The organism is Stenotrophomonas genospecies 5 (genome assembly GCF_054473825.1).
In genome coordinates this window covers 1214438-1237828 of sequence record NZ_JBTMUW010000001.1, presented here as the reverse complement: position 1 = coordinate 1237828, position 23391 = coordinate 1214438, and the positions used below count along the sequence as shown (strand labels likewise).

Here is a 23391-nt window from a genome sequence, read left to right as displayed (position 1 = left end):
GCTGGCCCACGCCCCGAGGATAGCGCAGTGCGTCCGTGGCAATGCAGCAGACTCCGTCGACCCGGAGGGGGCGCGCTGGGAGATGCGGGGCGGCTCTGGCGAAGCGGTCCCGGGCGTGCTTGACTCTGTCTGTCGTGCCCTTCGCAGTCTCGTCTCCTGGCGCCAGGTCTTCGAACATGTCCGAGCAGAAACCCCCTCGTTACAAGCCCTACAACCAGCCCGCAGGCGGCTGGGGTGCGGCCGGCGCCACCGCCCGGGTTCTGCTGCAGCAGAGCGTGATCGGCAACGGCTCCAGGGCACTGCTGGCGATGAACCAGCCCGCTGGCTTCAAATGTCCCAGCTGCGCCTTCCCCGACGCCGACGAGCGCAGGAAACTGGAGTTCTGCGAGAACGGGGCCAAGGCACTGGCCTGGGAGGCGACCCGGTTCCGGGCGGATCGCGAGCTGTTCGCGCGTTATACCGTCAGCGAGCTGATGGAGCGGACCGACTACTGGCTGGAAATGCAGGGCCGGCTGACCGAGCCGATGCGTTACGACGCAGCCACCGACCACTATGTGCCATGCAGCTGGGACGAGGCGTTCGCACTCATCGGCCGTCACCTGCGGTCACTGGACAGCCCGCATCAGGCCGAGTTCTACACGTCGGGCCGCACGCCGAACGAGGCGGCGTTCCTGTATTCGATCTTCGTACGCGAGTTCGGCACCAACAACTTCCCCGATTGTTCGAACATGTGCCACGAGCCGACCAGCCGTGGCCTGCCACCTTCCATCGGTGTGGGCAAGGGCACCATCGTCCTGGAGGATTTCGAGCACGCCGAGGCGATCTTCGTGATCGGCCAGAACACCGGCACCAATTCGCCGCGGATGATGGGCAACCTGGTCGAGGCGCGCAGGCGCGGCGTGCCGATCGTGGCGGTCAACCCGATGCCCGAGCGCGCCCTGATCCGGTTTGCCGAGCCGCAGGATGTGGTGCAGATGGCGACCTTCGGCTCCACCGAGATCAGCAGCGAATTCGTGCATATCCGCATCGGCGGTGATCTGGCGCTGATCAAAGGCATGATGAAGGTGATGTTCGAGCGCGAGGCACAGGGCCAGCGCGTGCTCGACCATCGGTTCCTGGATGAACATACGGTCGGCCTGGAGGCCTTGCGCGCGGACGTGATGGCGCAGGACTGGGACGACATCGTCAGGGTCTCCGGCATCTCGGAGGCGCAGATCCGGCGCTGCGCCGAGATCTACATCCGCTCCAATGCCACGGTGATCTGCTATGGCATGGGCCTGACCCAGCACCAGTATGGTTCGCGGCTGCTGCAGCAGGTCGCCAATCTGCTGATGCTGCGCGGCAACTTCGGCAAGCCGGGGGCGGGGATCGGCCCGATCCGGGGTCATTCCAACGTGCAGGGCGATCGTACCGTCGGCATCGACGAGAAGCCGGCGGCAGCGTATCTGGATCGCCTGCAGGAGGTGTTCGGTTTCAATCCGCCGCGGGAGCACGGGCATCATGTGGTCGAATCGATCGAGGCGATGCTCGACGGCAGCGCCAGGGTGTTCATCGGGCTGGGCGGCAATTTCATCCGTGCCGTGCCGGACACGCCCCGGGCCTACGAAGCCATGCGCAGCCTGCAGCTGACGGTGGGTATCGCCACCAAGCTCAACCGCGGGCACCTGGTGCATGGGCGCGATGCGCTGATCCTGCCGGTAGTGGCGCGCTCGGAACGTATCGTCACGCCCGCAGGCGAGCAGTTCGTGACGATCGAGGATGCGATGTCGAACGTGACCGCATCGCGCGGTGTTCTTGAGCCGGCCAGCGACCAGCTGCTGCCGGAGGTCGAGATCGTCTGTCGCATGGCGATGGCGACGCTGCCGGACAGCAGGGTCGACTGGGCAGGTTGCAGGCATGACTATGCGCGGATCCGTGACCTGATCGCTGCCGTGTACCCGCAGATCTATGCAGGCTTCAATGAGCGCATCCGGCAGCCGCACGGCTTCCATCTGGACATTGCACCGCGCCGCCGGGTGTGGCCCACCGCCAACGGCAAGGCCAACATCCTGGTGATGCCGGGCCTGGATGTGGACGACCCGGTGCACGATCCGGACATGCTGCGACTGGCCACAGTGCGTTCGCATGACCAGTTCAACACCACCATCTACAGCTACAACGACCGCTATCGCGGCGTGTACAACGATCGCAGGGTGGTGTTCATGAACATCGAAGACCGGCTGGCACGCGGTCTGGAGAAGGAGGCGCGGGTCAGCCTGGAGACGCTCAGCGCAGATGGCGTGCGGCGTCGCATCGACGGGCTGACCGTGCTCGACTACCCCATGCCACGGGGCGCGCTGGCGGGCTACTACCCTGAGTTGAATGCGCTGCTGCCGCTGGACTACTACGATCGCCTCAGCGGCACGCCTGCGGCGAAGTCGATTCCGGTGCGCATGCGAGCAGACACAGGCAGCGCAGACACCGCCTAGGGCCGGGCGGCGGCCCGGCCCGCCACGCCCATCGGCTATGATGCCGGTGATGAATGCTGCTGCTCTCCTGCTGCGCTGGCTGTTGCTCGCTGCCCTGGTGCTGACCGCACCCGGGCTGGCGCGGGCCGCATCGGGCGACGGTGGGCAGGGCGACATGGAGCACTGCGCCGCGTTGCATGAGACGGCCGTGGATCGGGCCGGATGCTGCGGCGATCGATCATCGGGCGACTGCGGAGCGAGTGATTGCCCGTGCCCTCCGGCGTGTACCGGCGTGCCGGCGACCTCTTTCGCCGTGGCGATAACCGCCTGGCGTGAGGCGCCACGCGCTGCCCTTGCACGACGGCCTGTGCCGCCGCCCCTGACCGACGCGTTGCGACCTCCCATCGTGTGATGGCCTGCAGGCGCCAGCCGCCTGTTGTCCAGCCTGTCCCATTCCCGATTTTCCCGCGCCTTCGATGCGTGGGTCGCGGGCGTTCCGCCCGCATGCACAAAGGAACCAACACGATGAACCGTTCTCTCTCTCTCGGCCTGCTGCTGGCCAGCATTCTGTCCGGCGCCGGCTGCGCCCGTGCAGCCGAAGAGGTGGCCGCGGCGCCGGGCCATGCCCACGCAGCGGCCGATGCCGCCTCCGTCCCCGATGCGCAGCTGCCGACCGCCATCGTCCACAAGACCGCCAGCTGCGGTTGCTGTGGTGTCTGGATCGAACACCTGCAGGCCGCGGGCTTCGCGGTGGACGTACGGGATACCGATGACATGAACCCGATCAAGCAGCGCCTGGGTGTGCCGGTCGGCAAGGGGTCCTGCCATACCGCCGAGATCGACGGCTATGTGGTGGAGGGGCACGTTCCGGCCGAGGACATCAAGCGGCTGCTGAAGGAGCGTCCTGCGGCGCGTGGACTGGTGCTGCCGGGCATGCCGGCCGGTTCGCCCGGCATGGAGATGCCCGACGGTTATGTGCAGCCGTACACGGTGGAACTGGTGCGCGGTGACGGCAGCACCGAGCCGTTCGCCCACCACGGCCAGGGCGGCTGAGGGTCGCTGCTGCTGTGGCGGCTCACAGGCCGCCACGGCTTCAGTGCGCGTTGTCGCGTCCCCTGGCCAGCTGTGCCTCGAAACTGCGCTCGGCTGAATCCGCGTAGGCGCTGCAGCGCATCGCTGCGGCACTGGCCTTGGCGCCTGCGGCATAGTCCCAGCCGCTGGCGCCAGGATGCGGGGTCAACAGCACGTCGCAGGGCAGGCGGCGCACGGTCGCGAAGCTGCGGCGATAGTCCTCGATCAGGTGCGGATAGCGGGGATTGCCCTGCAACCGGTAGCCCGGCGCACTGAGGCTGTCCGCATAGGCGATGCGTACCGGCCTGCCATCGCGGGTGTCGTTCCAGGTCCAGGCGGTGCTGCCCGGTGTGTGACCCGGCATGAAATGCGCGGTGAAGTGCATTCCGCCCAGCGACACGACCTCGCCGTCCATCAGGATGCGGTCGGCATTGGCCGGAGGGAAGGTGATGTCATCGCCGAAGTGCAGATCGTTGCTGCCCCCGCGCGCCAGCAGGACGGCCGTTTCGGCGTTGCTGGCGATCTGCGCGCCGGTGCGGCGCTTGAGTTCGGCCACCGCACCGGCGTGGTCGGCATGGGCATGGCTGAGCAGGATCCAGCGCAGCTGCTGCGGTGCGACGCCGCGCTGCTGCAGGTTGGCCAGCAGGTGATCGGCCATCTGCGGCATGCCGCCATCGATCAGCACCGCGCCGTCGTCGGTCTGTACCAGCAGTGCGGTCAGGTTTTCGGTGCCGATCTGCCAGGTGTGGTCGGCGATCTGCAGCGGCCTCATCGGCTGCAGCCATGAAGCATCCACCGTGTAGGCCCGCAGCTGGGGCAGGGGCGGCTCTGCTGCGTGTACCGGCGGGACCGCCACGGCAAGGACGAGGGCAGGCAGGAGAGAGCGCATCGTGAGGGTTCGCTGGAAGGAGGCGCAGAAACTAGCATGGGCCTCGTCGGCCGCGTTCCGCATAGATTTCATGGCTCCCATAAGGCTAGTCCAGCCCGGCCCGCAGCCGGTCGTACAGGCGGACCAGGTCGACCAGCGTGCGCGCGCCCATCTTGCGCATCACCTGGGCGCGGCGCACCTTCACCGTGATCTCGCTGACGCCCAGGTCCGCAGCGATCTGCTTGTTGAGCCGGCCCCGGACCACGCCATCCACCACGTCGCGCTCGCCGGCCGACAGCGACTCCCAGCGCTGCTGGAGGGCGCCCAGTTCGTCGCCTTCGCGGCGGCGCTGGCGATCGATGCCGATGCCCTTGTGGATCGCATCCAACAGTTCCTGGTCGCGGAAGGGCTTGGTCAGGAACTCGATCGCACCGTCCTTGATCGCGTTGACACCCATCGCGATGTCACCGTGGCCGGTGATGAACACCACCGGCAGGTGCAGGCCACGCTGGCGCATGCCGCGGTGGAATTCCAGGCCGCTCTGGCCCGGCATGCGCACATCCAGCACCAGGCAAGCGGGCGCATCCAGCAGCGGTTGTTCGAGGAACGCCTGGGTGGACGCGAAGCCCCGTACCTGCAGGCCCATCGAGGCCAGCAGATCCTCCAGCGCCGCGCGCACCGAGGGATCATCGTCGATCACGTACACGATGGGCGCCGGCTCGACGGCCGGTGCAGCGGGTCTACGCATGGCGGTCCCCGATGGCAACAGGCAGGTCGAACACGAAGCAGGCGCCACCGCCGGCAACGCGTTCCGCGCGGATGTGGCCGTCATTGGCCTCGATCATGGAGCGGCTCAAGCTCAGGCCCAGGCCGAGGCCGCTCGACTTCGTGGTCCAGAATGCCTCGAACACGCGCTCCGGCTGTTCCGCCGGCAGGCCGATGCCACGGTCGCGCACGCTCAGGGTGATCCGTTGCCCGTCGCGCCGGCTCAGCAGTGACAGCCGGCGTTCGGCCACCGCTACGCCTTCCATCGCATCGACGGCATTGAGAATCAGGTTGCCGATCACCTGCTGCACCTGCACGCGGTCGGCCTGCACCGGCGGCAGGTCCGGCTCCAGCAGCAGGGCCACGGTCACCCCATGCTGGTCGAGTTCGCTGCGCGAGAGCGCAAGCATTTCCTCCACGGCCTGATTCAGGTCGAAGGTGTCGCGCTGGGGTGCCGCACCCCGGGTCAGTCCGCGGATGCGGGCGATCACATCGCCGGCACGATGCGCGTCGGCGAGGATGCGTGACAGCGCCTGCCGTGCCTTGTCAACATTCGGCGGTTCCTGCGCCAGCCAGCGCTGGCAGGCGTCGGCGCTGCTGGCAATGGCCGCCAGCGGCTGGTTCACCTCGTGCGCGATGGACGTGGTCAGCTCACCGACGGTGGACGCGCGGGCGACCCGCAGCAGGCGTGCCTGCGCCTCCTGCACGGCGGCCTTGGCGGCTTCCATTTTCAGCGCCAGCCAGGTGGTGATGGCGATCACCAGCATGCCGATCACCGAATTGACCAGACCGATGCGGTAGGTGCCGAACCGCGTCAGTACGAAGCTCAGGCCGGTCAGGGCGACACAGGCCACGGCCAGGGCCAGCAATCCGCGCGGCGAAAGCACCCGCGAGGCTGCCAGGATCACCGCCGCATAGAAGCAGGCGGCTGCCACCGCGTAGTCGGTCAACGTGTCGAGCAGGAAGATCGCCACTACGGAGGCGATCAGGGCCAGCAGCACCAGTGGACGGCGGGACGACAGCGAAGGCATCGGGACAGCTCCCTGGCGGGATGGAAAGGATAGCAAAGCCGGCTCTGCCTCCCGTGGCTCTGCGTGTGCACCTGGACGGCAGCGGCTGCCGCGCTGCACGTGCGCGCGATGATCTCGCGTCACTCCTCCAGGCTGGCATTCCAGAACCCCTGCAGGACGCCGGGCGTGGTGGATAACGCCGCCAGAACCGCATCCAGCTCGTCGCCATCGGCGGTGGTGGCATACAGTACCGCTTCGATCTCCACATCGCGCTCGCCGAACGGATGGTGGTCCACCGCGCGCACGGGGTACTGGGCCTGTTCCAGCAACAGCAGCAGGCGATCCAGTACCTCGGCCTGCTGTTCGCGCTGGCAGACGACATTGATGGCATAGACGGCTTCGCTGAACGTCTCCGGCAAGGGCTGCCGCTGGATGCGGTTGACCACCGGCCGCAGCAGCGTGTTGGCGGCGAGCACGAACAGCGTGGCCATCACCGCCTCCGGCAACAGCTTGATGCCGGCACAGGCCCCCACTGCCGCCGAGCCCCACAGGGTGGCGGCGGTGTTCAGGCCCGAGACCTGCGCGCCCTCCTTCATGATCGCGCCCGCGCCCAGGAAGCCGACACCGGAGATCACGTAGGCGACCACGTGCAGCGGCGACGGCGGCCCGCCGTACAGGTCGTGGAAACGGACAGCCAGGTCGACGAACACCGCCGCGCCGACGGCTACCAGCGTGTTGGTGCGCAGCCCTGCGGTACGTTGGCGCAGCTGGCGTTCCAGGCCGATGGCGGCACCGAGGACGAAGGCGGTGGACAGGCTCAGCAGCGAGCCGAGCGTGGCGCCGGCGTTGAACGCGGGCAGGTTCAGGTTGATGGCGGACATCAGGATCTCCCCAGGCACGGCCGGCAACGCCTACTGCCAGCCGTAGCGACGGATGTAGAGCTTCTTCAGTGCAGTGGTCAGTGCGGCATAGCCGAACAGGATCGCCACCAGGAACGGCCAGTACCCTGCCGGCAGTGCCTGCAGCCTGAAGTAGGCGGCCAGCGGGCTCATCGGCAGGATCACGCCCAGGGCCATGATCAGTCCCGTCATCAGCAGCAGCGGTGGCGCGGCGATGCTCTGCAGGAACGGCAGCTTCGGCGTGCGGATCATGTGCACGATCAGGGTCTGGGTCAGCAGGCCGACGACGAACCAGCCTGACTGGAACAGGCCCTGGTCGGCGGGTGTGCGAGCGTCGAACACATACCACATCAGGGCGAAGCAGCTGAGGTCGAAGACCGAGCTGATCGGTCCGAAGAACACCATGAAGCGGCCGATGTCCGTCGGGTTCCATTTCAGCGGCTGCCGCACCAGTTCCTCGTCCACGTTGTCGAACGGAATGGCAATCTGCGAAACGTCGTACAGCAGGTTCTGCACCAGCAGCTGCAGCGGCAGCATCGGCAGGAACGGCAGGAAGGCGGACGCTACCAGCACCGAGAACACGTTGCCGAAGTTGGAGCTGGCGGTCATGCGGATGTACTTGAGCATGTTGCAGAAGGTGCGCCGGCCCTGGATCACGCCTTCCTCCAGCACCATCAGGTTCTTTTCCAGCAGGATGATGTCGGCCGCTTCCTTGGCGATGTCCACGGCGCTGTCGACGCTGATGCCGATGTCGGCGGCGCGCAGCGCGGGCGCATCATTGATGCCGTCGCCGAGAAAGCCGACCACCTTGCCCTGCGCGCGCAGCTGGCGTACCAGTCGTTCCTTGTGCAGCGGCGTCAGGCGGGCAAACACGCGGTGGTGCTGCAGGGCGTGTGCCAGCGCTTCATCGCCCATGCGTTCGATCTGCGGGCCGGTCAGGATCGTGTCCGCGTCGAGTCCGACCTGGGCACAGACACGGGCGGTGACCAGTTCGTTGTCGCCGGTGAACACCTTGACCTCGACGCCATGCATCGCCAGTGCCTGCAGTGCCTGTGCAGCCGATTCCTTGGGCGGATCAAGAAAGGCCACGTAGCCGATCAGGGTCAGTCCACATTCGTCGGACTGGGTGTAGGTCGCCTGCTGCGCGCTGGTTTCCTTCATCGCCACCGCCACCACCCGCAGGCCCTGTTCGTTCAGTTCCTCGGTGGTCTGCCGGACCCGCGCCAGCCGCCGTTCGTCCAGTGGCATGTCGTGGCCGTTCTCGCGCACGGTGGAACACACCGCGAGCATCTCCTCGACCGCGCCCTTGCAGATCAGCTCATGGTGATTCCCGCATTCGGATACCACGACCGACATGCGGCGGCGCTCGAAGTCGAACGGTATCTCGTCCACCTTCCGGTAGTCCTGGCTCAGGCGCAGCGAGCTCTGCAGTTCCACGTGCTCCAGCACGGCGCGGTCCAGCAGATTGATCAGGCCGGTCTGGAAGTGGCTGTTGAGATAGGCGAACTTCAGCACGTCTTCCGAGTCACGGCCGAACACGTCGGTATGCCGTTCCAGGGCGATCCGGTCCTGGGTGAGCGTGCCGGTCTTGTCGGTGCACAGCACGTCCATGGCACCGAAGTTCTGGATGGCGTCCAGGCGCTTGACGATCACCTTGCGGCGCGACAGCAGCACCGCCCCCTTGGCCAGGGTGGAGGTGACGATCATCGGCAGCATTTCCGGGGTCAGGCCGACCGCCACCGACAGGGCAAACAGGAAGGCTTCGGTCCAGTCACCCTTGGTCCAGCCATTGACCAGCAGCACGAACGGCACCATCACCAGGGCGAAGCGGATCAGCAGCCAGCTGACACTGTTGACCCCGGCCTGGAAGGCCGTGGGTGCACGGTCGCTGGCGATGCTGCGCTCGGCCAGAGTGCCGAAATAGGTGCGGTTGCCGGTAGCCAGTACCACCGCGGTGGCCGTGCCGGAGACCACGTTGGTACCCATGAACAGCAGGTTGTGCTGATCGAGCAGGCCGGCCTGCGCATCGCCCGGATGGGCGAACTTCTCCACCGGCAGTGATTCCCCGGTCATGGCCGCCTGGGCCACGAACAGATCCTTGGCCGACAGCACCCGGCAGTCGGCCGGAATCATGTCGCCGGCCGAGAGCACGAGGTGATCGCCGGGTACCAGCTCGCGGATCGGCAGGTCCAGCAGCCGTGAGGGCCGCCGGCTGTGCAGGTGCGCACCGAAGTACTGATCGGCCAGGTCTGCCGCTTCCGTTCCAGGGGTGCGCCGCAGTACACGCGCCGTGTTCCCCACCAGTGCCTTCAGCCGTTCAGCGGCGCGGTTGGAACGCCCTTCCTGGACGAAGCGGATCAGGGTGGACAACAGCACCATCGCGCCGATCACCACCGTGGCCTTCGCATCCTCCGTCAGCCAGGAGACCGCTGCCAGCACGGTCAACAGCAGGTTGAACGGATTGCGGTAGCACTGCCACAGGTGGCGCCACCACGGCAGCGGCTTTTCGTGATCGACTTCGTTCGGGCCGAGGGCGGCCAGCCGTAAGTCCGCCTCGTGCTGGCCCAGGCCATCGGCGTGCGAGTCCAGCCTGCTCAGCAGGTGCGCTTCATCGAGCTGCGCCAAGGTGACCAGTCCGGCGGTGAGGTTGAACGGTACGCTCCCGCTGTTGCCGGGACCGAAGCCGGCTTCGGGCATCGCCCGGCGCCGGAACAGGTTGCCGGCGCGCCGGCTGCGCAGGAAAGCGTTGAACCAGGCATTGAGCAGGCTCATGGGGAACTCCTTGATGGGGCCGGCGCAGGACCGGCACGCAGGGGGCAGGGCGTCGCGTCGCCGTTCAGGCGGAGCGCAGGGCCAGTACGTCAGGCGACCAGGGCTGCATGCGAAGGCGCTGGCTGCCGCCGATGCACAACGGCTTCATCGCGTCGCGGAGGGGGCAGGGCAGATGGCGCAGGACGCTGATGCGCTCGCTGATCGGCAGCAACGAAAGGACGTCGGCCACCACGCGTGGCGAGCCCAGCGCCAGCGAACGGGCAAACAGCACTGGGCCATGCACCCACAGCTGGCTGCGCAGGGCGGTGACATCGCGCGTACCCATCAGGCGGCGCAGGGTGATGTAGAGGGTCTTGCAGAACATGGGGGCACTCTCCAGGCAGGTGCGCCTGGCGGCCCCCCGCACTCACGCAGGCAGGGACCGGCCGCCAGGCGCCAGGTACGGGCGGAAACAGGCAGGCAGGGGCGCGTTGCGCCCGGCAGGGTCGGGATCCATCGGCGTCTCCGTGCAGGTGGGAAGGGGCTGCCGGGCGCGTTTCCCGGCGGTGGTGCCATTGTCGGCCGCTGGCCGGGCACGGCCTAGAGGCCCGTGGGTTAGCGTCGCTATACCTTGGTATAGCGGCCGCAGTCGAAGCTGACGGAATTGTCAGGCAGGCGACAGCATGGTGCCGGAGGTTGCCACCCAGGATGACGGCAGGCCTGCGCAGACCGGCGCGGGCACCGGATTGGACCCCCTGCCATGCGATTGCCTGATGTCACTGCGCTGCTGCGCCGCCGCCACCTCGCGCTGGGAGCGGCACTGCTGGTTGCCCTGTTGCTGGCGATGTTGTTCCACGGCGTTTCCCGCGGCGACGCACAGCCCAGCGCGGCACCGCCACCGGTACCGGTGGTCACCACGCGCGTCGAGCAGCGTGATGTCCCGCACTGGCGAAGCGGCGTCGGCACGGTGCAGTCGCTGCAGAGCACCGTGCTGCGCCCGCAGGTGGATGGCGTGCTGACCGAAGTGCTGTTCGAGGAAGGGCAGAAGGTGCGCAAGGGGCAACTGCTCGCGCGTATCGATGATCGCGCCATCCGTGCCGGTCTGGGCGGTGCACAGGCGGCGCTGGTGCGCGACCGCGCCACGCTGGACGCGGCGCGCTCGGATCTGTCACGGCTGCAGCATCTGTCCAGCGACCAGCTGGTGTCGCGGCAGATGCTGGAGCAGCAGGCCGCCACCGTGCAGCAGTTGCAGGCCACCGGCCGCGGCAACCAGGCTGCGGTGGACGCAGCGCAGGTGCAGCTCTCGTATACGCGCATCGTGGCGCCGATGGACGGCCGCATCGGTCTGCGCCAGGTGGATCCGGGCAATCTGGTGCGCGCCAGTGACACGCAGGGGTTGGTGACCGTGCAGCAGACCGATCCGATCTCGGTGGTGTTCGCGCTGCCGCAGGACGCGCTGCCGCAGCTGCGACAGGCGCTCGCCGCAGACGGCGCACAGGTGCAGGCACTGGACCGCGAGGGTGGCCAGCTGCTGGCTGAGGGCACGTTGCAGGTGATCGACAACCAGGTGGACGAGGCCTCCGGTACGGTGCGGCTGCGCGCGCGCTTCAGCAATGCGTCCGACCAGCTGTGGCCCGGACAGCTGGTCAGCGTGCGGGTGCGCACCGGCCAGAGCACGGGCGCGCTGGTGCTGGATGCCGCGGCGATCCAGCGTGGCGTGCAGGGCAGCTTCGTCTACCGCGTGGTCGCTGATGGCAGCGTGGAATCGCTGCCGGTCACGGTCGGTGAACAGGACGGCGGGCAGGTGGTCGTGCAGGGTGAGCTGCGGGTCGGCGATGTGGTGGTACGCGATGGACAGTCGCGGCTGCGGCCGGGCACGGTGGTGGCCGAGGCCAAACCCGCCGCGGCGCCTGCAGCGGTCCGGCGCGGGGCGGCACCGTGAGCGCGCGCACCTCGCTGTCCAGCTGGTTCGTTCATCACCCGGTCGCCACGACCCTGTTGACCCTGGCGGTGGTGCTGCTGGGCGTGGCAGCATTGCCGCGCCTGCCGGTGGCGCCGTTGCCGGAGGCTGAGTTCCCGACCATCCGGGTCAATGCCAATCTGCCCGGTGCCAGCGCCGAGACCATGGCCTCGGCGGTGGCCACGCCACTGGAAACCCAGCTGACGGGCGTGCCCGGCATCATCGAGATGACCTCGACCAGTGCACTGGGCAGCACTTCGATCACCCTGCAGTTCGATCTGGAAAAGAACATCGACACGGCCGCACAGGAAGTGCAGGCGGCGATCAACGCCGCCGCCGGCCGCCTGCCCAGTGAACTGCCGAACATGCCGACCTGGCGCAAGGTGAATCCGGCCGACAGTCCCATCCTGGTGCTCAGCGTGGTGTCGACCCAGATGTCGATGACCGAACTGAGCGATCTGGCCGAGAGCCGCCTCGCACGCTCGATCAGCCAGATCAGCGGCGTTTCGGAGGTCGGCATCGTCGGCCAGCAGCGTCCGGCGATCCGCATCCAGGCCCAGCCGGAGCGGCTGGCGGCGATGGGCCTGACCCTGTCCGACCTGCGTGGCGTGGCGCAGAACGCCAGCCTCAACCAGGCCAAGGGTGCACTGATGGGCGAGCAGCGCACGTCCACCTTCGAAGCCAACGACCAGCTGTTCAGTGCCCAGGACTACCGGCGCCTGGTCGTTGCCTATCGTGACGGCGCACCGGTGGCGCTGGGTGATGTCGCGCAGGTGATCGACGGCGCCGAGAATGCCTACGTGCAGGCGTGGCCCAACGGCCAGCCTGGGGTCGGCCTGATCATCAGCCGGCAGCCCGGCGCGAACATCGTGCGCACCACCGATGCGGTGCTGGCCGCCTTGCCGGAACTGAGCGCGAACCTGCCGGCCAGCGTCGATGTGGAGGTGCTCAACGACCGTACGCGCACCATCCGCGCGTCGCTGCACGAGGTGGAGCTCACCCTGGTACTGACCATCGTGCTGGTGGTGCTGGTGATGGGCCTGTTCCTGCGCCAGCTTTCCGCCACGCTGATCGTCGGCGCGGTACTGGTGGTCGCGCTGGTGGCGACCTTCGCCGCGATGTACGTGGCCGGCTTCAGCCTGAACAACCTGACCCTGGTGGCACTGGTGGTTGCGGTCGGCTTCGTGGTCGACGACGCGATCGTCGTGGTTGAGAACATCCACCGTCACCGCGAGGCCGGGCTCGGTCCGGTGGACGCCGCCCTGAAGGGCGCCGGCGAAATCGGCTTCACCGTGGTCTCGATCAGCCTGTCGTTGATTGCCGCCTTCATCCCGCTGCTGTTCATGGGCGGGGTGGTCGGGCGCCTGTTCGCCGAGTTCGCGCTGACCATCACCGTGGCGATCCTGATTTCCATCGTCGCCTCGCTGACCCTGGCACCGATGATGGCCGCGCACCTGATGAAGCGCATGCCGGCGCACCGGGACAGCGAGCGGACCCTGGCCGGGCGCCTGCTGGCCGGCTACGACCGCAGCCTGCAATGGGCCCTGCGCCGCCAGCGGCTGGTGCTGGCGGGCTTCGGCCTGACCGTGGCGGTGGCGGTGGCCTCGTACATAGTGATTCCCAAAGGCTTCTTCCCCCTGCAGGACACCGCCTTCGTGTTCGCCACCACCGAGGCGGCGCAGGACATCGGCTACGAGGACATGGTGGCCAAGCACCAGCAGCTCGCGCGCATCGTTGCGGATGATCCGGCCCTGCAGGCCTACAACCACGCGGTCGGCGCCACTGCCGGCAGCCAGACGCTGTCCAACGGCCGCTTCTGGTTCGTGCTGAAGGACCGCGGCGACCGCGATGTGGACGTGCACGGCTTCATTGACCGGGTGCGGGCGAAGATGGCCAGCGTGCCCGGCATCACCGTGTACATGCGCGCGGCGCAGGACATCAATCTCGGCGCCGGGCCGGCGCGGACGCAGTACCAGTACGCCCTGCGCGGACAGGACAGCCGCGAACTGTCGCAGTGGGCCGAGCAGCTGACCGAGCGGCTGCGGGGCCTGCCGCAGCTGCGCGACGTGTCCAATGACCAGCAGGTCGGCGCCAGCGTGACCCGGCTGGAGATCGACCGCACGGCAGCGGCGCGCTTCGGCCTGACCGCCAACGACATCGACCAGGTGCTCTACGATGCCTTCGGCCAGCGCCAGATCAACGAGTTCCAGACCGAAACCAACCAGTACCGGGTCATCCTGGAAATCGCGCCGGGCATGCTGGGGCAGGTCGATGCGCTGTCCTACTTCCACCTGCGTTCGCCACTGACCGGGCAGATGGTGCCGCTGTCGGCCGTGGCCCAGGTGCAGCCTCCGGGCAATGGTCCGCTGTCGATCAGCCACAACGGCATGCTGCCGGCGGTGAACCTGTCCTTCAATCTGGCCCCCGGCGTTTCACTGGGCGAAGCGGTCGGCCTGGTGGAGCAGGCGCAGGCGCAGATCGGCATGCCTGCCAGCATCAGCGGCCGCTTCCAGGGCACGGCACAGGCCTTCCAGGAGTCGCTGGCCAGCCAGCCGCTGCTGATCCTCGCGGCCCTGCTGGCGGTCTACATCATCCTCGGCGTGCTGTACGAGAGTTTCGTGCACCCGCTGACCATCCTGTCCACTCTGCCGTCGGCCGGCATCGGCGCAGTGCTGATGCTCTGGCTGTGGGGGCTGGACTTCTCGATCATGGCGCTGATCGGCATCGTGCTGCTGATCGGCATCGTCAAGAAGAACGGCATCCTGATGGTCGACTTCGCCCTCGACGCACAGCGCAACCGCGGGCTGGCGCCGCTGGAGGCGATCCATGAGGCCTGCCTGACCCGGTTCCGCCCGATCATGATGACCACGCTGGCCGCGTTGCTCGGTGCCATTCCGCTGATGATCGGTTTCGGTACGGGTTCGGAACTGCGCCAGCCGCTGGGCGTGGCGGTGGTCGGTGGCCTGCTGATCAGCCAGCTGTTGACCCTGTACAGTACCCCGGTGATCTACCTGGCCCTGGACCGCCTGTTCCTGCAGCGTCGCCGCGAGCGCAGGGAGGCGGCGGGCGCTGCCCTGGCGGACCCTGGATGAAACTGCTGATCGTGGAAGATGAAGGCAAGACCGCCCATTACCTGCGCACCGGCCTGGGCGAGCAGGGCTGGGCGGTGGATCTGGCTGCGGACGGTGTCACCGGCCTGCATCTGGCGCGCGAGTTCGACTACGACGTGATCGTGCTGGATGTGATGCTGCCGGGCATGGATGGCTTCAGCGTGCTGCGCGAGCTGCGCCGCAGCAAGCAGACACCGGTGATCATGCTGACCGCGCGGGACCGCGTGGATGATCGCGTGCACGGCCTGGGGCAGGGCGCCGACGACTACCTGGTCAAGCCGTTCTCGTTCATCGAACTGCTGGCGCGGCTGCAGGCCCTGGTGCGGCGTGGGCGCCAGCAGGAGCCGACCGAACTGCAGGTGGGCGATCTGCAGGTGAACCTGCTGGCCCGGCGGGCCTACCGCGATGGCTCGCGGCTGGACCTGACAGGCAAGGAGTTCGCGCTGCTGGCGCTGCTGGCACAGCGGCGGGGCCAGATCCTGTCCAAGACGGTGATCGCCGCCCAGGTCTGGGACATCAATTTCGACAGCAATACCAATGTGGTCGAAGTGGCGATCAAGCGCCTGCGCGGCAAGATCGACGGTCCTTACCCGAGCAAGCTGCTGCATACCGTGCGCGGCATGGGCTACGTGCTGGAAGTGCGCGAGGACGAGGGTGGGCGGGGATGAGGATGTCGATCGCCCAGCGCCTGTCGGCGATGTTCGCGTTGGCCGCACTGCTGGTGTTTGCTCTGCTGGGCGTGGGCGTCTATGGCGTGCTCGAGCGGCAGGTGGTGCGCTACCAGCATGCGGAACTGCAGACCAAGCTGCACGCGGTCAGTGGCAGCGTCGCGATGTGCGACAGCACCGAGCGCTGGAACAAGGTGCGCGAGAAGGTCGGCAACCTGATCTCGGGGGACCGCGACACCCTGGTCTGGGCATGGAGCGAGAACCCCACATTCCGCATCGGCCAGGCAGAGCCGCAGGTGCAGGCCCCCGGCAAGGGCGACAACGGCATGGGTACGCTGCCGCGTGAGGGTGGGCACCCGCTGCGCACGCTGTATGAACGGGTGCCGGGCAAGGGTGCGCGACCGGATGTGGACCTGTGGATCGGCATCGACTCGGAGCCCTACACGCAGGCGCTGCAGCGCTTCGGCGTTGCGTTGTGGGTGGCCGGCGGGCTGGGCGTGCTGCTGGTGGCCGGGCTTGGCTACTGGATCGCCCGGCTGGGGCTGGCCCCGCTGCGGGCGCTGTCCAACGAGGCACGCTCGCTCAGCCCGCAGCGGCTGTCGCAGCGCCTGGCCGCGCAGGGACTGCCGGCCGAACTGGGCCACCTCACGCAGGCCTTCAACGGCGCGCTGGATCGGTTGGAGGCAGCGTACACGCGGCTGGACGGGTTCAACGCGGACGTCGCGCACGAGCTGCGCACCCCCCTGGCCAATCTGATGGGACAGACCCAGGTGGCCCTGTCCCGTCCGCGTGATGTGGCGGCGCTGCAGGAGGTCATGCAGTCCAACCTGGAGGAACTGGAGCGCCTGCGTGCGATCGTCAACGATATGTTGTTCCTGTCGCGGGCCGGCCAGGGCGATATCGCGGTGGAAACGCGTCAGGTCCAGCTGGCAGACGAGGTCGCCACCGCCGGTGAATTCATGGAATTCCTGTTCGAAGAGGCCCAGCTGACGTTGCATGTCGAAGGCGACGCCACCGCCCGCATCGATCCGTCGTTGTTCCGCCGCGCGCTGACCAACCTGTTGCACAACGCCGTGCAGCATGCGCGTCCAGGCAGCGACGTGCGTGTGCAGCTGCAGTCCGAAGGCGACGGCGTGCGGGTGGCCGTGCTGAATGAAGGCAACGGCATCGCCGCCGAGCATCTGCCCCTGCTGTTCGAGCGCTTCTACCGGGTCGACCAGGCCCGTGAGTATCGGGGCGAGCGCCATCACGGGCTGGGGTTGTCCATCGTCAAGGCCATCGCCGCACTGCATGGCGGCGAAGTGTTCGTGGCCAGTTCGGACGGTCTGACGACGGTCGGCTTCACCGTGGCACGGTGAAGGGGCGATTCAGCCGGGCTGGCCGAAACGGTCGGCGAAGTCGTCGGTCGCGCGCACCAGCGCGTCGGTCGTGGCCGCTTCGTTCGCACTGTGGCCGGCAATCACCATCTCCAGCCTGGCTTCCGGCCACGCCTTGGCCAGTTCCCACGCGCTGCGTGGCGGACAGATGATGTCGTAGCGGCCCTGTACGATCACCGCCGGGAGGTGGCGGATCCGCTCCACATCGCGCAGCAGCTGGCCGGGCTCAAGGAAGGCCCCGTTGCGGAAGTAGTGCGCTTCTATCCGGGCCTTGGCCAGGGTATCCATAGGGTCGCTGCTGGATTCGGCGGTCACCTCGTGCTGCAGGGTCGCAGCATTGTCCTCCCAGCCCAGCCACGCCATTGCGGCAGCAATGCGGATGGCGGGGTCCGGGCTGTCCAGGCGTGTCCAGTACGCCTGCAGCAGGTTGCCGCGCTCATCTTCGGGAATGTGCGCTTCATAGCGGTCCCAGCGCTCCGGAAATATCCAGCGCGCACCGCCCTGCGGCTCGGAAAACCATTGGTTCTCGATGTCCCGCCCCAGATACACGCCGCGCACGATCAGGCCGGTGGCGCGGGCGGGATGGGCCTGCGCGTACGCCAGCGACAACGTCGAGCCCCAGGAGCCGCCATACACCAGCCAGCGCTCGATACCGAGGTGCTCACGTACCTTCTCGATATCGGCCACCAGTTCCTGCGTGGTGTTGTCGCGCAGTTCGCCGAACGGGGTGGAACGGCCGCTGCCGCGCTGGTCGATCAGCACGATGCGGTACCGCGCCGGGTCGAAGAAGCGACGATGCGTGGGTGAGATGCCGGCACCGGGACCGCCATGCAGATACACCACCGGAATGCCGTCGGGCGTCCCGCACTCTTCGACATGCAGGGTGTGCAGCGTGCTCACGGGCAGAGTGTGCTCGCGATAGGGCGTGATCGGGGGATACAGCGTGCGCATGATGGACGTCAGTGGACCGGGGCCTGACAGCATACCCCCGGCGCGCGCCTACAATGGCGTCATGTCCAGGCAGCCCACTCTCGACGACCTGCGCCGCTACGCGGTGGCGCGCACCCTGTTCCCGCCAACAACGTTGATGGCCGCGATCCGGCGGCTGGGCTTCGTACAGGCCGATCCGATCCGCGCGCCGGCCCGGGCACAGGATCTGACACTGCGGCATCGGGTGAAGGACTATCGGGCCGGTGACCTCGAGCGGCGTTACCCGCGCCTGCCGGTAGAGGAGGACTGCCTGGTCAACTACGGCTTCCTGCCGCGCGAGTACCTGGCGTTGATGCATCCCCGCGTGGCCCGGCGTGCATGGGATGCGGACACCGAACGCCGTGCGGCGGATGTGCTGGCGTTCGTGCGCGAACGTGGCAGCGTGCATCCGCGCGAGGTCGACCAGGCGTTCGCGCACGGCCGGGTGACCAACTACTGGGGCGGCACCAGCAACGCCAGCACGCATCTGCTGGAGGGCATGCACTATCGCGGCCTGCTGCGGGTGCAGCGGCGCGACAGCGGAACGCGCATCTACAGCGTGGCCGAGCATGCGCCGGCGGAGGACAGCGAGGACGGGCGCGTGCGGCGCGCGGCTGCACTGGTCGCGTTGATCGTGCGCAAGTACGCGCCGCTTCCATCGGCCAGCCTGACCTACCTGGCCCGGCTGCTGGGCTACGGCGCACCGCATCTGGCCGAGCAGACCCGGCAGGCGCTGAAGCTGGCGAAGGAACAGCTGGCGAGCGCTACCGTGGAGGGCACCACGTGGTACTGGCCGGCGGACGAGAATCCGCGCTCACGACGGCATGCGCCGGACGAGCAGGTACGCCTGCTGGCGCCGTTCGATCCGGTGGTCTGGGACCGCCGGCGGTTCGAGCTGCTGTGGGGCTGGGTCTACAGGTTCGAGGCCTACACGCCGGCGCCCAAGCGCCAGTATGGCTACTACGCGCTGCCGATGTTGTGGCACGAGCAGGTGGTGGGGTGGGCCAATGTGACTGTCCGCGACGGCCAGCTTGAGCCATCGCTCGGCTACGCGGGGCGCTCACTGGCGCGCGACCGGCTGTTCCGCAGTGCGCTGGAGGACGAGCTGCAGCGCATGGCGCTGTTTCTGGCGGGCGGGCGCGGGGCCGGGTAGCGCTCGCAGCAGGTTGCTGTGGGCGCGTTCGCCATGATCGCCGAGCGTCGTTTCGATGACGTCGACGGCGCCTGCATGACGGCGCAGGCACAGTGGTAGCTCTGCCCGCCGGCTTCAGGAGTTCTGCATGGCCCGCCGCAAGACGTTGCGCATCGCCACGTTCAACGTCAACGGTATCGGCACGCGCTTGCCCCATCTGCTTGCCTGGCTCGACAGGACATCGCCGGACGTGGTCGCATTGCAGGAGCTGAAGGCCACTGATGCTGCATTCCCGGCCGATGCGCTGGAACAGGCCGGCTACGGTGCACTGTGGCTGGGCGAAGCGCGATGGAATGGCGTGGCCCTGCTGGCAAGGGATGCGGTGCCGGTGGAAAGCCGGCGGCGGTTGCCGGGCGAACCGGCGGATGTGCAGAGCCGCTATCTGGAAGCGGCGGTGCACGGCATCGTCGTGGGTGGTCTCTACCTGCCCAACGGCAATCCCCAGCCGGGCCCCAGGTTCGACTACAAGCTGCGCTGGATGAAGCGCCTTATCCGTCACGCGCGCAGCCTCGTCGATCTCCCGCACCCTGCAGTGCTGCTGGGCGATTTCAACGTCATCCCCACCGAGGCCGATGTGTACGACCCGAAGGCATGGCGCCGCGACGCGCTGTTCCAGCCGGAGGTGCGCGAGCAGTTCGAGCATCTGCTCGCGCAGGGCTGGACCGACGCCCTGCGCAGCCTGCACGGTGACAGCACGATCTACACATTCTGGGACTACTTCCGCCAGCATGCCGAGCGCGACCGGGGACTGCGCATCGATCACCTGCTGCTGAACCCGATCCTGGCGGCACGTATGGTGGACGCAGGCGTGGATCGTTGGGTGCGCCTGCAGGACAAGGCCAGCGATCACGCGCCAACGTGGGTGACGGTGCGCACCTGATCCGGATCCGGCGTTGTCCGTCAGCACTGTGGTGGGGCGTCCGCTCAGCGCGTCTGCAACGATGCCTGCAGGGCGGCGGCCAGGGCAGCATCACCTGACACCAGGTCACGCCAGCGCAGGACCACACCCTTGCGCCGGCCTTTTTCCACCAGCTTCAGGCCCTGCGGATCAAGCGTCAGGGTGTAGTGCTGGCCGTCGATCTCCAGTTCACGCCGCAGTGGCCGGTCCAGCGGCGTCATCTGCGTGCTGCCGATGCAGGCCGGGGGGCGCGTGCCGAGACGTGCCGATGGCCGCGGACATGCCAGCGCCACGGAAAGTCGACGGCGCGGCTGATGCCGATCCGCGGGCCGATGACCGGGTCCGTCGGCGGAGGTGTGCCGTCGCGGGCAATGACCACACCGTGGCTGCCCGTCACCAGATCGGCGCCGTCGAAGCTCTTGTCCAGGCCGAATGCCTGGGACAGCTTGCCTGGGCCGCTGGCAAGATCGCGGTCGTGCCGTGCGGCTGGCCTGAGTTCCCGCATCCTGTCGATGCCCTGCACGGGCTCCGCTGCACGCAGCAGGACTGCCACGCCCTCGTGTTCCTGCCCGCACACCACGTTGCTTCCCCAGTGGATGCCGTAGCTGAAGTACACGTACAGGTGCCCGGCGTCCCCGAACATACTGGCTGTCCGCGGCGTCGGTCCTCGGTAGGAGTGCGCGGCCGGGTCCTGGCTGCCGCCGTAGGCCTCGACCTCGACGATACGGGCCGCCCGTCCATCGCTGCGTATCAGCAGCGCATTCAGGAGTTCGGGGGCGACCTCCTGCGGCGGACGCTGGTAGAAGCGGCGCGGCAGGAGCGTCCAGTGATCGGGCAGCCAGTCAGGCACGGCGGTAGCGGGTCGGCGAACGGGGGATCAGTCTGGCGCTGGCAGGGTGAAGCGGATGCGGACGCGGCGTCAATCCGGTGAACGCGGCGCGCGAAGCGCCGCACGCCGGGCGGCGTAGACTTCCGGCGTCTGCGGTTTGACGAACAGCGCCACCAGTTCCGGGTACTCACGCTTGACGGCGTTTTCGATGCGGGTGATGCAGGCCTCGATCTGCGGCGTATGCCGATCATCCTCGAACTCCGCGCTGAGCATGGCCACCACCTGCTCCGGGCCCATCTGCATGGTGGTCACGCCATTGGCGCGGCGCAGATCGGCATCGGTTTCGGCGACGGCCAGGATGCGCTCGGCCACCGCTGGATGGGCAGGCTCGCCCACCAGCAGACCCTTGGTCTCGCGTGCCAGCAGAAACGCAGTCACCGCCAGAACTGCGGCGATGCACAGCGAGGCCACGCCGTCCAGGACCGGCATGTCCAGCAGTTGCGCCGCGACCAGCCCGGCCAGCGCGAATCCGAGACCGAGCAGGGCTGCACTGTCCTCCAGAAGCACGGTGAACGTGGACGGGTCCTTGCTGCGTCGGAACGCCTCGAAGTAGCCGAGCCTGCCCTTGGTGCGGCGGAACTCGCGCAGCGCCACCCACCACGACGCGCCTTCGAAGAGGATGGAAATGCCCAGCACGCTGTAGCTCAGCACATGGTGGGTCGCCGGTTCCGGCTGGCGGATGTGCTGGATGCCCTCGTATGCCGACACGCCCGCGCCCGCCGCAAACACCAGCAAGGCCACGATGAAGCTCCAGAAATACAGCTCGCGCCCGTAGCCGAATGGATGCACGGCGTCCGGCGCCTTGCCGGCCCTGCGCAGCCCGTACAGCAACAGCACTTCGTTCAGGGTGTCGACCAGCGAGTGCACGCCTTCACTGAGCATCGCTGAACTGCCGGAGATGCCAGCGGCGATGAATTTGGCCACGGCAATGGCGAGGTTGCCGGCCAGGGCGGCATAGATGACGAGGCGGGGACCGGTGGGGGCGGACATCGCAGGGCGGTTCAAGGAAGGTTGCCTGATCTTCCTGATGCTGCCGTCCCCGGGGCGTGCAGGGCGTCCGTCAGCGACCCTTCGGATTCAGGTAGAGCCGCGCGCCGTCGGACTCGCGAAAGCCAGACCACCGTCCGCCACCCGATGCACGGAAACGGCCGTACACCGTGTTGCTGGTGTCGGTCAGCAGCAACTGGTTACCGGAAAGCACCCAGCGGTTGGCCGGGAAGAATCCCTCTGGACAGCCCGCCGGCACATAGGCGCTGTAGCCGCCGAACCACTCCATGCTCTTCAGTTCGATCGTGCAGGTGTTCCCGTTCTCCTCGCCCAGCGTCCACGTGCCGAACAGGTCGCTGTCGCGCAGATCGCGGGGATGGCGGCGTTCCTGGCCCCAGCGATCGGTGTCATCGGGGACGCCGATCTCCAGATCCACGCCGGTGCTCTCGCTGTTCGATTCGGAATGCGTCCGGGAATGGGTGCTGGACTGCGAGGTCATCGAGCCGCTGCTGCCGAAGGCCGTGTCATCGCTGCGCTGGCTTTGGCTCTGGGTGGTCGAGGTCTGGGTGGTCTGCGAGGTTTCGGTGCTCTGCTGGCCAAAGCCGAAGGATGCATCCTGGGCCATGACGGGAAGGGACAGGCAGCACAGCGCGGCCAGGCAGGTACGCGGGAGCAGGGCGATCATGGCGGGATGCTCGGGAGGGCGACCCGGAAAGCATGAGACCGGCAGGGTGGGAGACCGCGTGATGGTGCCATGCCGGCTGCGCAACGTTCCTCACTCGTCCAGAACCTGCGCGATGGCATCGGCCAGCAGCATGCGTACGCGGGGCGTGGGCAGATCAGGGTCGCGCACTGCCCGCATGGCCAGCCCTTCCACCAGCACTCGCAGCAGCAGGGTACGGCGGGCGATCCGCTCTTCGTCCGGCGTGCGGCCACGGCCCGCGTCACGCTCACGCAGCCAGCCATGAATCGCGGCGGTGATCTGCTTGTCGTGGCGGCGCAGCACCTCGGCGAGCGCCGGGTCGCGGTGTGCTTCGGCGTTGATTTCCGCAAACAGCGCTACGCTGGCAATGGCATTGCCGTGGATCGGCAGTACCTCACCCCGTGCCCATTGCTGGTAGCACTCCAGCAGCCCAGCCAGCAGGTCCGGTGCATCCGGCATCTGGCTGATGGACGCTTGGTCGTGCCGGAGCTGGCGCTCGATCAGGGCCAGGATCAGGGCCCGCTTGCTGGCGAAGTAGCGGTACATCAGTCCCTGGCTGATCTGCGCCTGCGCAGCGATGTCGGCGATGGAGCCGGCATGGAATCCCCGGGTGATGAAGCATGTCTGCGCGGCATCGAGGATGCGCCGCCGCTGCGCATCTGCATGGGCGGCGGCGGTATCCGCTGCGGGCGAGGGGACCGCGGGCGTCTGTGTCATGGATCTTCCTGGCTGGGATGAAGGGCCGGGATAGTACTTCACGGATCGCGTGAATGAACGGTCATTCATCTGTCACTGGCCGCCTCCACACTGCGCCGGCCAGCCCCTTCC

The 23391-nt window shown here is 67.8% G+C and carries 20 protein-coding genes; 8 read left to right on the top strand and 12 right to left on the bottom strand.

What is annotated here, in order from left to right; all coding sequences use genetic code 11:
- The first annotated feature begins 176 nt into the window (after positions 1 to 176).
- Together ACX9OW_RS05735 and ACX9OW_RS05730 are read left to right on the top strand one after the other, a co-directional pair.
- A complete protein-coding gene (locus ACX9OW_RS05735) occupies positions 177 to 2468 on the top strand; it encodes an FdhF/YdeP family oxidoreductase (RefSeq protein WP_459062049.1) in 2292 nt (763 codons plus the stop codon).
- A 504-nt stretch (positions 2469 to 2972) separates the two neighbouring features.
- Positions 2973 to 3500, top strand: a complete 528-nt coding sequence (locus tag ACX9OW_RS05730) for a DUF411 domain-containing protein (protein WP_081284412.1) — start codon at positions 2973 to 2975, stop codon at positions 3498 to 3500.
- Between the two features lie 40 nt (positions 3501 to 3540).
- On the opposite strand, the gene blaL1 is transcribed toward ACX9OW_RS05730, so the two are convergent.
- The 6 genes from blaL1 to ACX9OW_RS05700 all read right to left on the bottom strand — a co-directional run bounded on the left by blaL1 (position 3541) and on the right by ACX9OW_RS05700 (position 10196).
- Positions 3541 to 4407 (bottom strand): L1 family subclass B3 metallo-beta-lactamase, encoded by an 867-nt coding sequence (gene blaL1, locus ACX9OW_RS05725; protein ID WP_459062047.1) that lies wholly within the window; start codon positions 4405 to 4407, stop codon positions 3541 to 3543.
- An 85-nt stretch (positions 4408 to 4492) separates the two neighbouring features.
- Positions 4493 to 5134 (bottom strand): response regulator transcription factor, encoded by a 642-nt coding sequence (locus ACX9OW_RS05720; RefSeq protein WP_065182324.1) that lies wholly within the window; start codon positions 5132 to 5134, stop codon positions 4493 to 4495.
- Positions 5127 to 6182 carry a sensor histidine kinase gene (locus ACX9OW_RS05715; RefSeq protein WP_459062046.1) on the bottom strand — a complete coding sequence of 352 codons (1056 nt, stop codon included), beginning with the start codon at positions 6180 to 6182 and terminating at the stop codon, positions 5127 to 5129. Before ACX9OW_RS05715 ends, ACX9OW_RS05720 begins: the two co-directional genes overlap by 8 nt.
- A 119-nt stretch (positions 6183 to 6301) precedes the next feature.
- A complete protein-coding gene (locus ACX9OW_RS05710) occupies positions 6302 to 7042 on the bottom strand; it encodes an MgtC/SapB family protein (protein ID WP_065176105.1) in 741 nt (246 codons plus the stop codon).
- Positions 7043 to 7072: 30 nt separating this feature from the next.
- On the bottom strand, positions 7073 to 9832 hold the full coding sequence (gene mgtA / locus ACX9OW_RS05705) for a magnesium-translocating P-type ATPase (protein ID WP_459062045.1): 2760 nt from the start codon (positions 9830 to 9832) through the stop codon (positions 7073 to 7075).
- 64 nt (positions 9833 to 9896) lie between these two features.
- A complete protein-coding gene (locus tag ACX9OW_RS05700; protein WP_459062044.1) occupies positions 9897 to 10196 on the bottom strand; it encodes a hypothetical protein in 300 nt (99 codons plus the stop codon).
- Between the two features lie 375 nt (positions 10197 to 10571).
- Here ACX9OW_RS05700 and ACX9OW_RS05695 point away from each other — a divergent pair, with 375 nt between their 5' ends.
- Genes ACX9OW_RS05695 through ACX9OW_RS05680 form a run of 4 tightly spaced genes read left to right on the top strand, consistent with a single transcriptional unit; the run spans position 10572 to position 16907 of the window.
- Entirely contained in the window at positions 10572 to 11753 is a 1182-nt protein-coding gene (locus ACX9OW_RS05695) for an efflux RND transporter periplasmic adaptor subunit (RefSeq protein ID WP_459062043.1), read from the top strand.
- The gene (locus ACX9OW_RS05690) at positions 11750 to 14863 is read left to right on the top strand and encodes a multidrug efflux RND transporter permease subunit (RefSeq protein WP_053515917.1); all 3114 of its coding nucleotides are present in this window, start codon (positions 11750 to 11752) and stop codon (positions 14861 to 14863) included. The genes ACX9OW_RS05695 and ACX9OW_RS05690 overlap by 4 nt, the downstream gene beginning before the upstream one ends.
- Positions 14860 to 15549: a heavy metal response regulator transcription factor gene (locus tag ACX9OW_RS05685; protein ID WP_053515914.1), complete on the top strand. Its 690-nt coding sequence runs from the start codon at positions 14860 to 14862 to the stop codon at positions 15547 to 15549. The genes ACX9OW_RS05690 and ACX9OW_RS05685 overlap by 4 nt, the downstream gene beginning before the upstream one ends.
- The gene (locus ACX9OW_RS05680) at positions 15546 to 16907 is read left to right on the top strand and encodes a heavy metal sensor histidine kinase (RefSeq protein ID WP_065176097.1); all 1362 of its coding nucleotides are present in this window, start codon (positions 15546 to 15548) and stop codon (positions 16905 to 16907) included. Before ACX9OW_RS05685 ends, ACX9OW_RS05680 begins: the two co-directional genes overlap by 4 nt.
- Positions 16908 to 16916: 9 nt before the next feature.
- On the opposite strand, the gene pip is transcribed toward ACX9OW_RS05680, so the two are convergent.
- On the bottom strand, positions 16917 to 17876 hold the full coding sequence (gene pip, locus ACX9OW_RS05675; protein WP_340044577.1) for a prolyl aminopeptidase: 960 nt from the start codon (positions 17874 to 17876) through the stop codon (positions 16917 to 16919).
- 61 nt (positions 17877 to 17937) lie between these two features.
- Here pip and ACX9OW_RS05670 point away from each other — a divergent pair, with 61 nt between their 5' ends.
- Positions 17938 to 19047 carry a DNA glycosylase AlkZ-like family protein gene (locus tag ACX9OW_RS05670; RefSeq protein WP_111186909.1) on the top strand — a complete coding sequence of 370 codons (1110 nt, stop codon included), beginning with the start codon at positions 17938 to 17940 and terminating at the stop codon, positions 19045 to 19047.
- A 127-nt stretch (positions 19048 to 19174) separates the two neighbouring features.
- Complete coding sequence (locus ACX9OW_RS05665; RefSeq protein WP_459062042.1) at positions 19175 to 19966, top strand: exodeoxyribonuclease III; 792 nt, start codon at positions 19175 to 19177, stop codon at positions 19964 to 19966.
- 44 nt (positions 19967 to 20010) lie between these two features.
- Here ACX9OW_RS05665 and ACX9OW_RS05660 read toward each other — a convergent pair whose 3' ends face one another.
- From ACX9OW_RS05660 to ACX9OW_RS05640, 5 genes are all read right to left on the bottom strand, one after another.
- Complete coding sequence (locus ACX9OW_RS05660; protein WP_111186911.1) at positions 20011 to 20205, bottom strand: hypothetical protein; 195 nt, start codon at positions 20203 to 20205, stop codon at positions 20011 to 20013.
- Positions 20202 to 20834 carry a DNA-3-methyladenine glycosylase gene (locus tag ACX9OW_RS05655; RefSeq protein WP_459062041.1) on the bottom strand — a complete coding sequence of 211 codons (633 nt, stop codon included), beginning with the start codon at positions 20832 to 20834 and terminating at the stop codon, positions 20202 to 20204. The genes ACX9OW_RS05660 and ACX9OW_RS05655 overlap by 4 nt, the downstream gene beginning before the upstream one ends.
- A 69-nt stretch (positions 20835 to 20903) precedes the next feature.
- On the bottom strand, positions 20904 to 21863 hold the full coding sequence (locus ACX9OW_RS05650; RefSeq protein WP_053515898.1) for a cation diffusion facilitator family transporter: 960 nt from the start codon (positions 21861 to 21863) through the stop codon (positions 20904 to 20906).
- A 70-nt stretch (positions 21864 to 21933) separates the two neighbouring features.
- Positions 21934 to 22545, bottom strand: coding sequence for an AprI/Inh family metalloprotease inhibitor (locus ACX9OW_RS05645; protein WP_065182310.1), 612 nt, complete (start codon positions 22543 to 22545; stop codon positions 21934 to 21936).
- Positions 22546 to 22635: 90 nt separating this feature from the next.
- On the bottom strand, positions 22636 to 23280 hold the full coding sequence (locus ACX9OW_RS05640) for a TetR/AcrR family transcriptional regulator (RefSeq protein WP_193395825.1): 645 nt from the start codon (positions 23278 to 23280) through the stop codon (positions 22636 to 22638).
- Positions 23281 to 23391: the final 111 nt, after the last annotated feature.

Bases quoted from the DNA above. Each gene is read 5' to 3' on its own strand.
- ACX9OW_RS05735 (WP_459062049.1), top strand. From the start codon at position 177: ATGTCCGAGCAGAAACCCCCTCGTTACAAGCCCTACAACCAGCCCGCA.
- ACX9OW_RS05730 (WP_081284412.1), top strand. From the start codon at position 2,973: ATGAACCGTTCTCTCTCTCTCGGCCTGCTGCTGGCCAGCATTCTGTCC.
- blaL1 (WP_459062047.1), bottom strand. From the start codon at position 4,407: ATGCGCTCTCTCCTGCCTGCCCTCGTCCTTGCCGTGGCGGTCCCGCCG.
- ACX9OW_RS05720 (WP_065182324.1), bottom strand. From the start codon at position 5,134: ATGCGTAGACCCGCTGCACCGGCCGTCGAGCCGGCGCCCATCGTGTAC.
- ACX9OW_RS05715 (WP_459062046.1), bottom strand. From the start codon at position 6,182: ATGCCTTCGCTGTCGTCCCGCCGTCCACTGGTGCTGCTGGCCCTGATC.
- ACX9OW_RS05710 (WP_065176105.1), bottom strand. From the start codon at position 7,042: ATGTCCGCCATCAACCTGAACCTGCCCGCGTTCAACGCCGGCGCCACG.
- mgtA (WP_459062045.1), bottom strand. From the start codon at position 9,832: ATGAGCCTGCTCAATGCCTGGTTCAACGCTTTCCTGCGCAGCCGGCGC.
- ACX9OW_RS05700 (WP_459062044.1), bottom strand. From the start codon at position 10,196: ATGTTCTGCAAGACCCTCTACATCACCCTGCGCCGCCTGATGGGTACG.
- ACX9OW_RS05695 (WP_459062043.1), top strand. From the start codon at position 10,572: ATGCGATTGCCTGATGTCACTGCGCTGCTGCGCCGCCGCCACCTCGCG.
- ACX9OW_RS05685 (WP_053515914.1), top strand. From the start codon at position 14,860: ATGAAACTGCTGATCGTGGAAGATGAAGGCAAGACCGCCCATTACCTG.
- ACX9OW_RS05680 (WP_065176097.1), top strand. From the start codon at position 15,546: ATGAGGATGTCGATCGCCCAGCGCCTGTCGGCGATGTTCGCGTTGGCC.
- pip (WP_340044577.1), bottom strand. From the start codon at position 17,876: ATGCGCACGCTGTATCCCCCGATCACGCCCTATCGCGAGCACACTCTG.
- ACX9OW_RS05670 (WP_111186909.1), top strand. From the start codon at position 17,938: ATGTCCAGGCAGCCCACTCTCGACGACCTGCGCCGCTACGCGGTGGCG.
- ACX9OW_RS05665 (WP_459062042.1), top strand. From the start codon at position 19,175: ATGGCCCGCCGCAAGACGTTGCGCATCGCCACGTTCAACGTCAACGGT.
- ACX9OW_RS05660 (WP_111186911.1), bottom strand. From the start codon at position 20,205: ATGACGCCGCTGGACCGGCCACTGCGGCGTGAACTGGAGATCGACGGC.
- ACX9OW_RS05650 (WP_053515898.1), bottom strand. From the start codon at position 21,863: ATGTCCGCCCCCACCGGTCCCCGCCTCGTCATCTATGCCGCCCTGGCC.
- ACX9OW_RS05645 (WP_065182310.1), bottom strand. From the start codon at position 22,545: ATGATCGCCCTGCTCCCGCGTACCTGCCTGGCCGCGCTGTGCTGCCTG.
- ACX9OW_RS05640 (WP_193395825.1), bottom strand. From the start codon at position 23,280: ATGACACAGACGCCCGCGGTCCCCTCGCCCGCAGCGGATACCGCCGCC.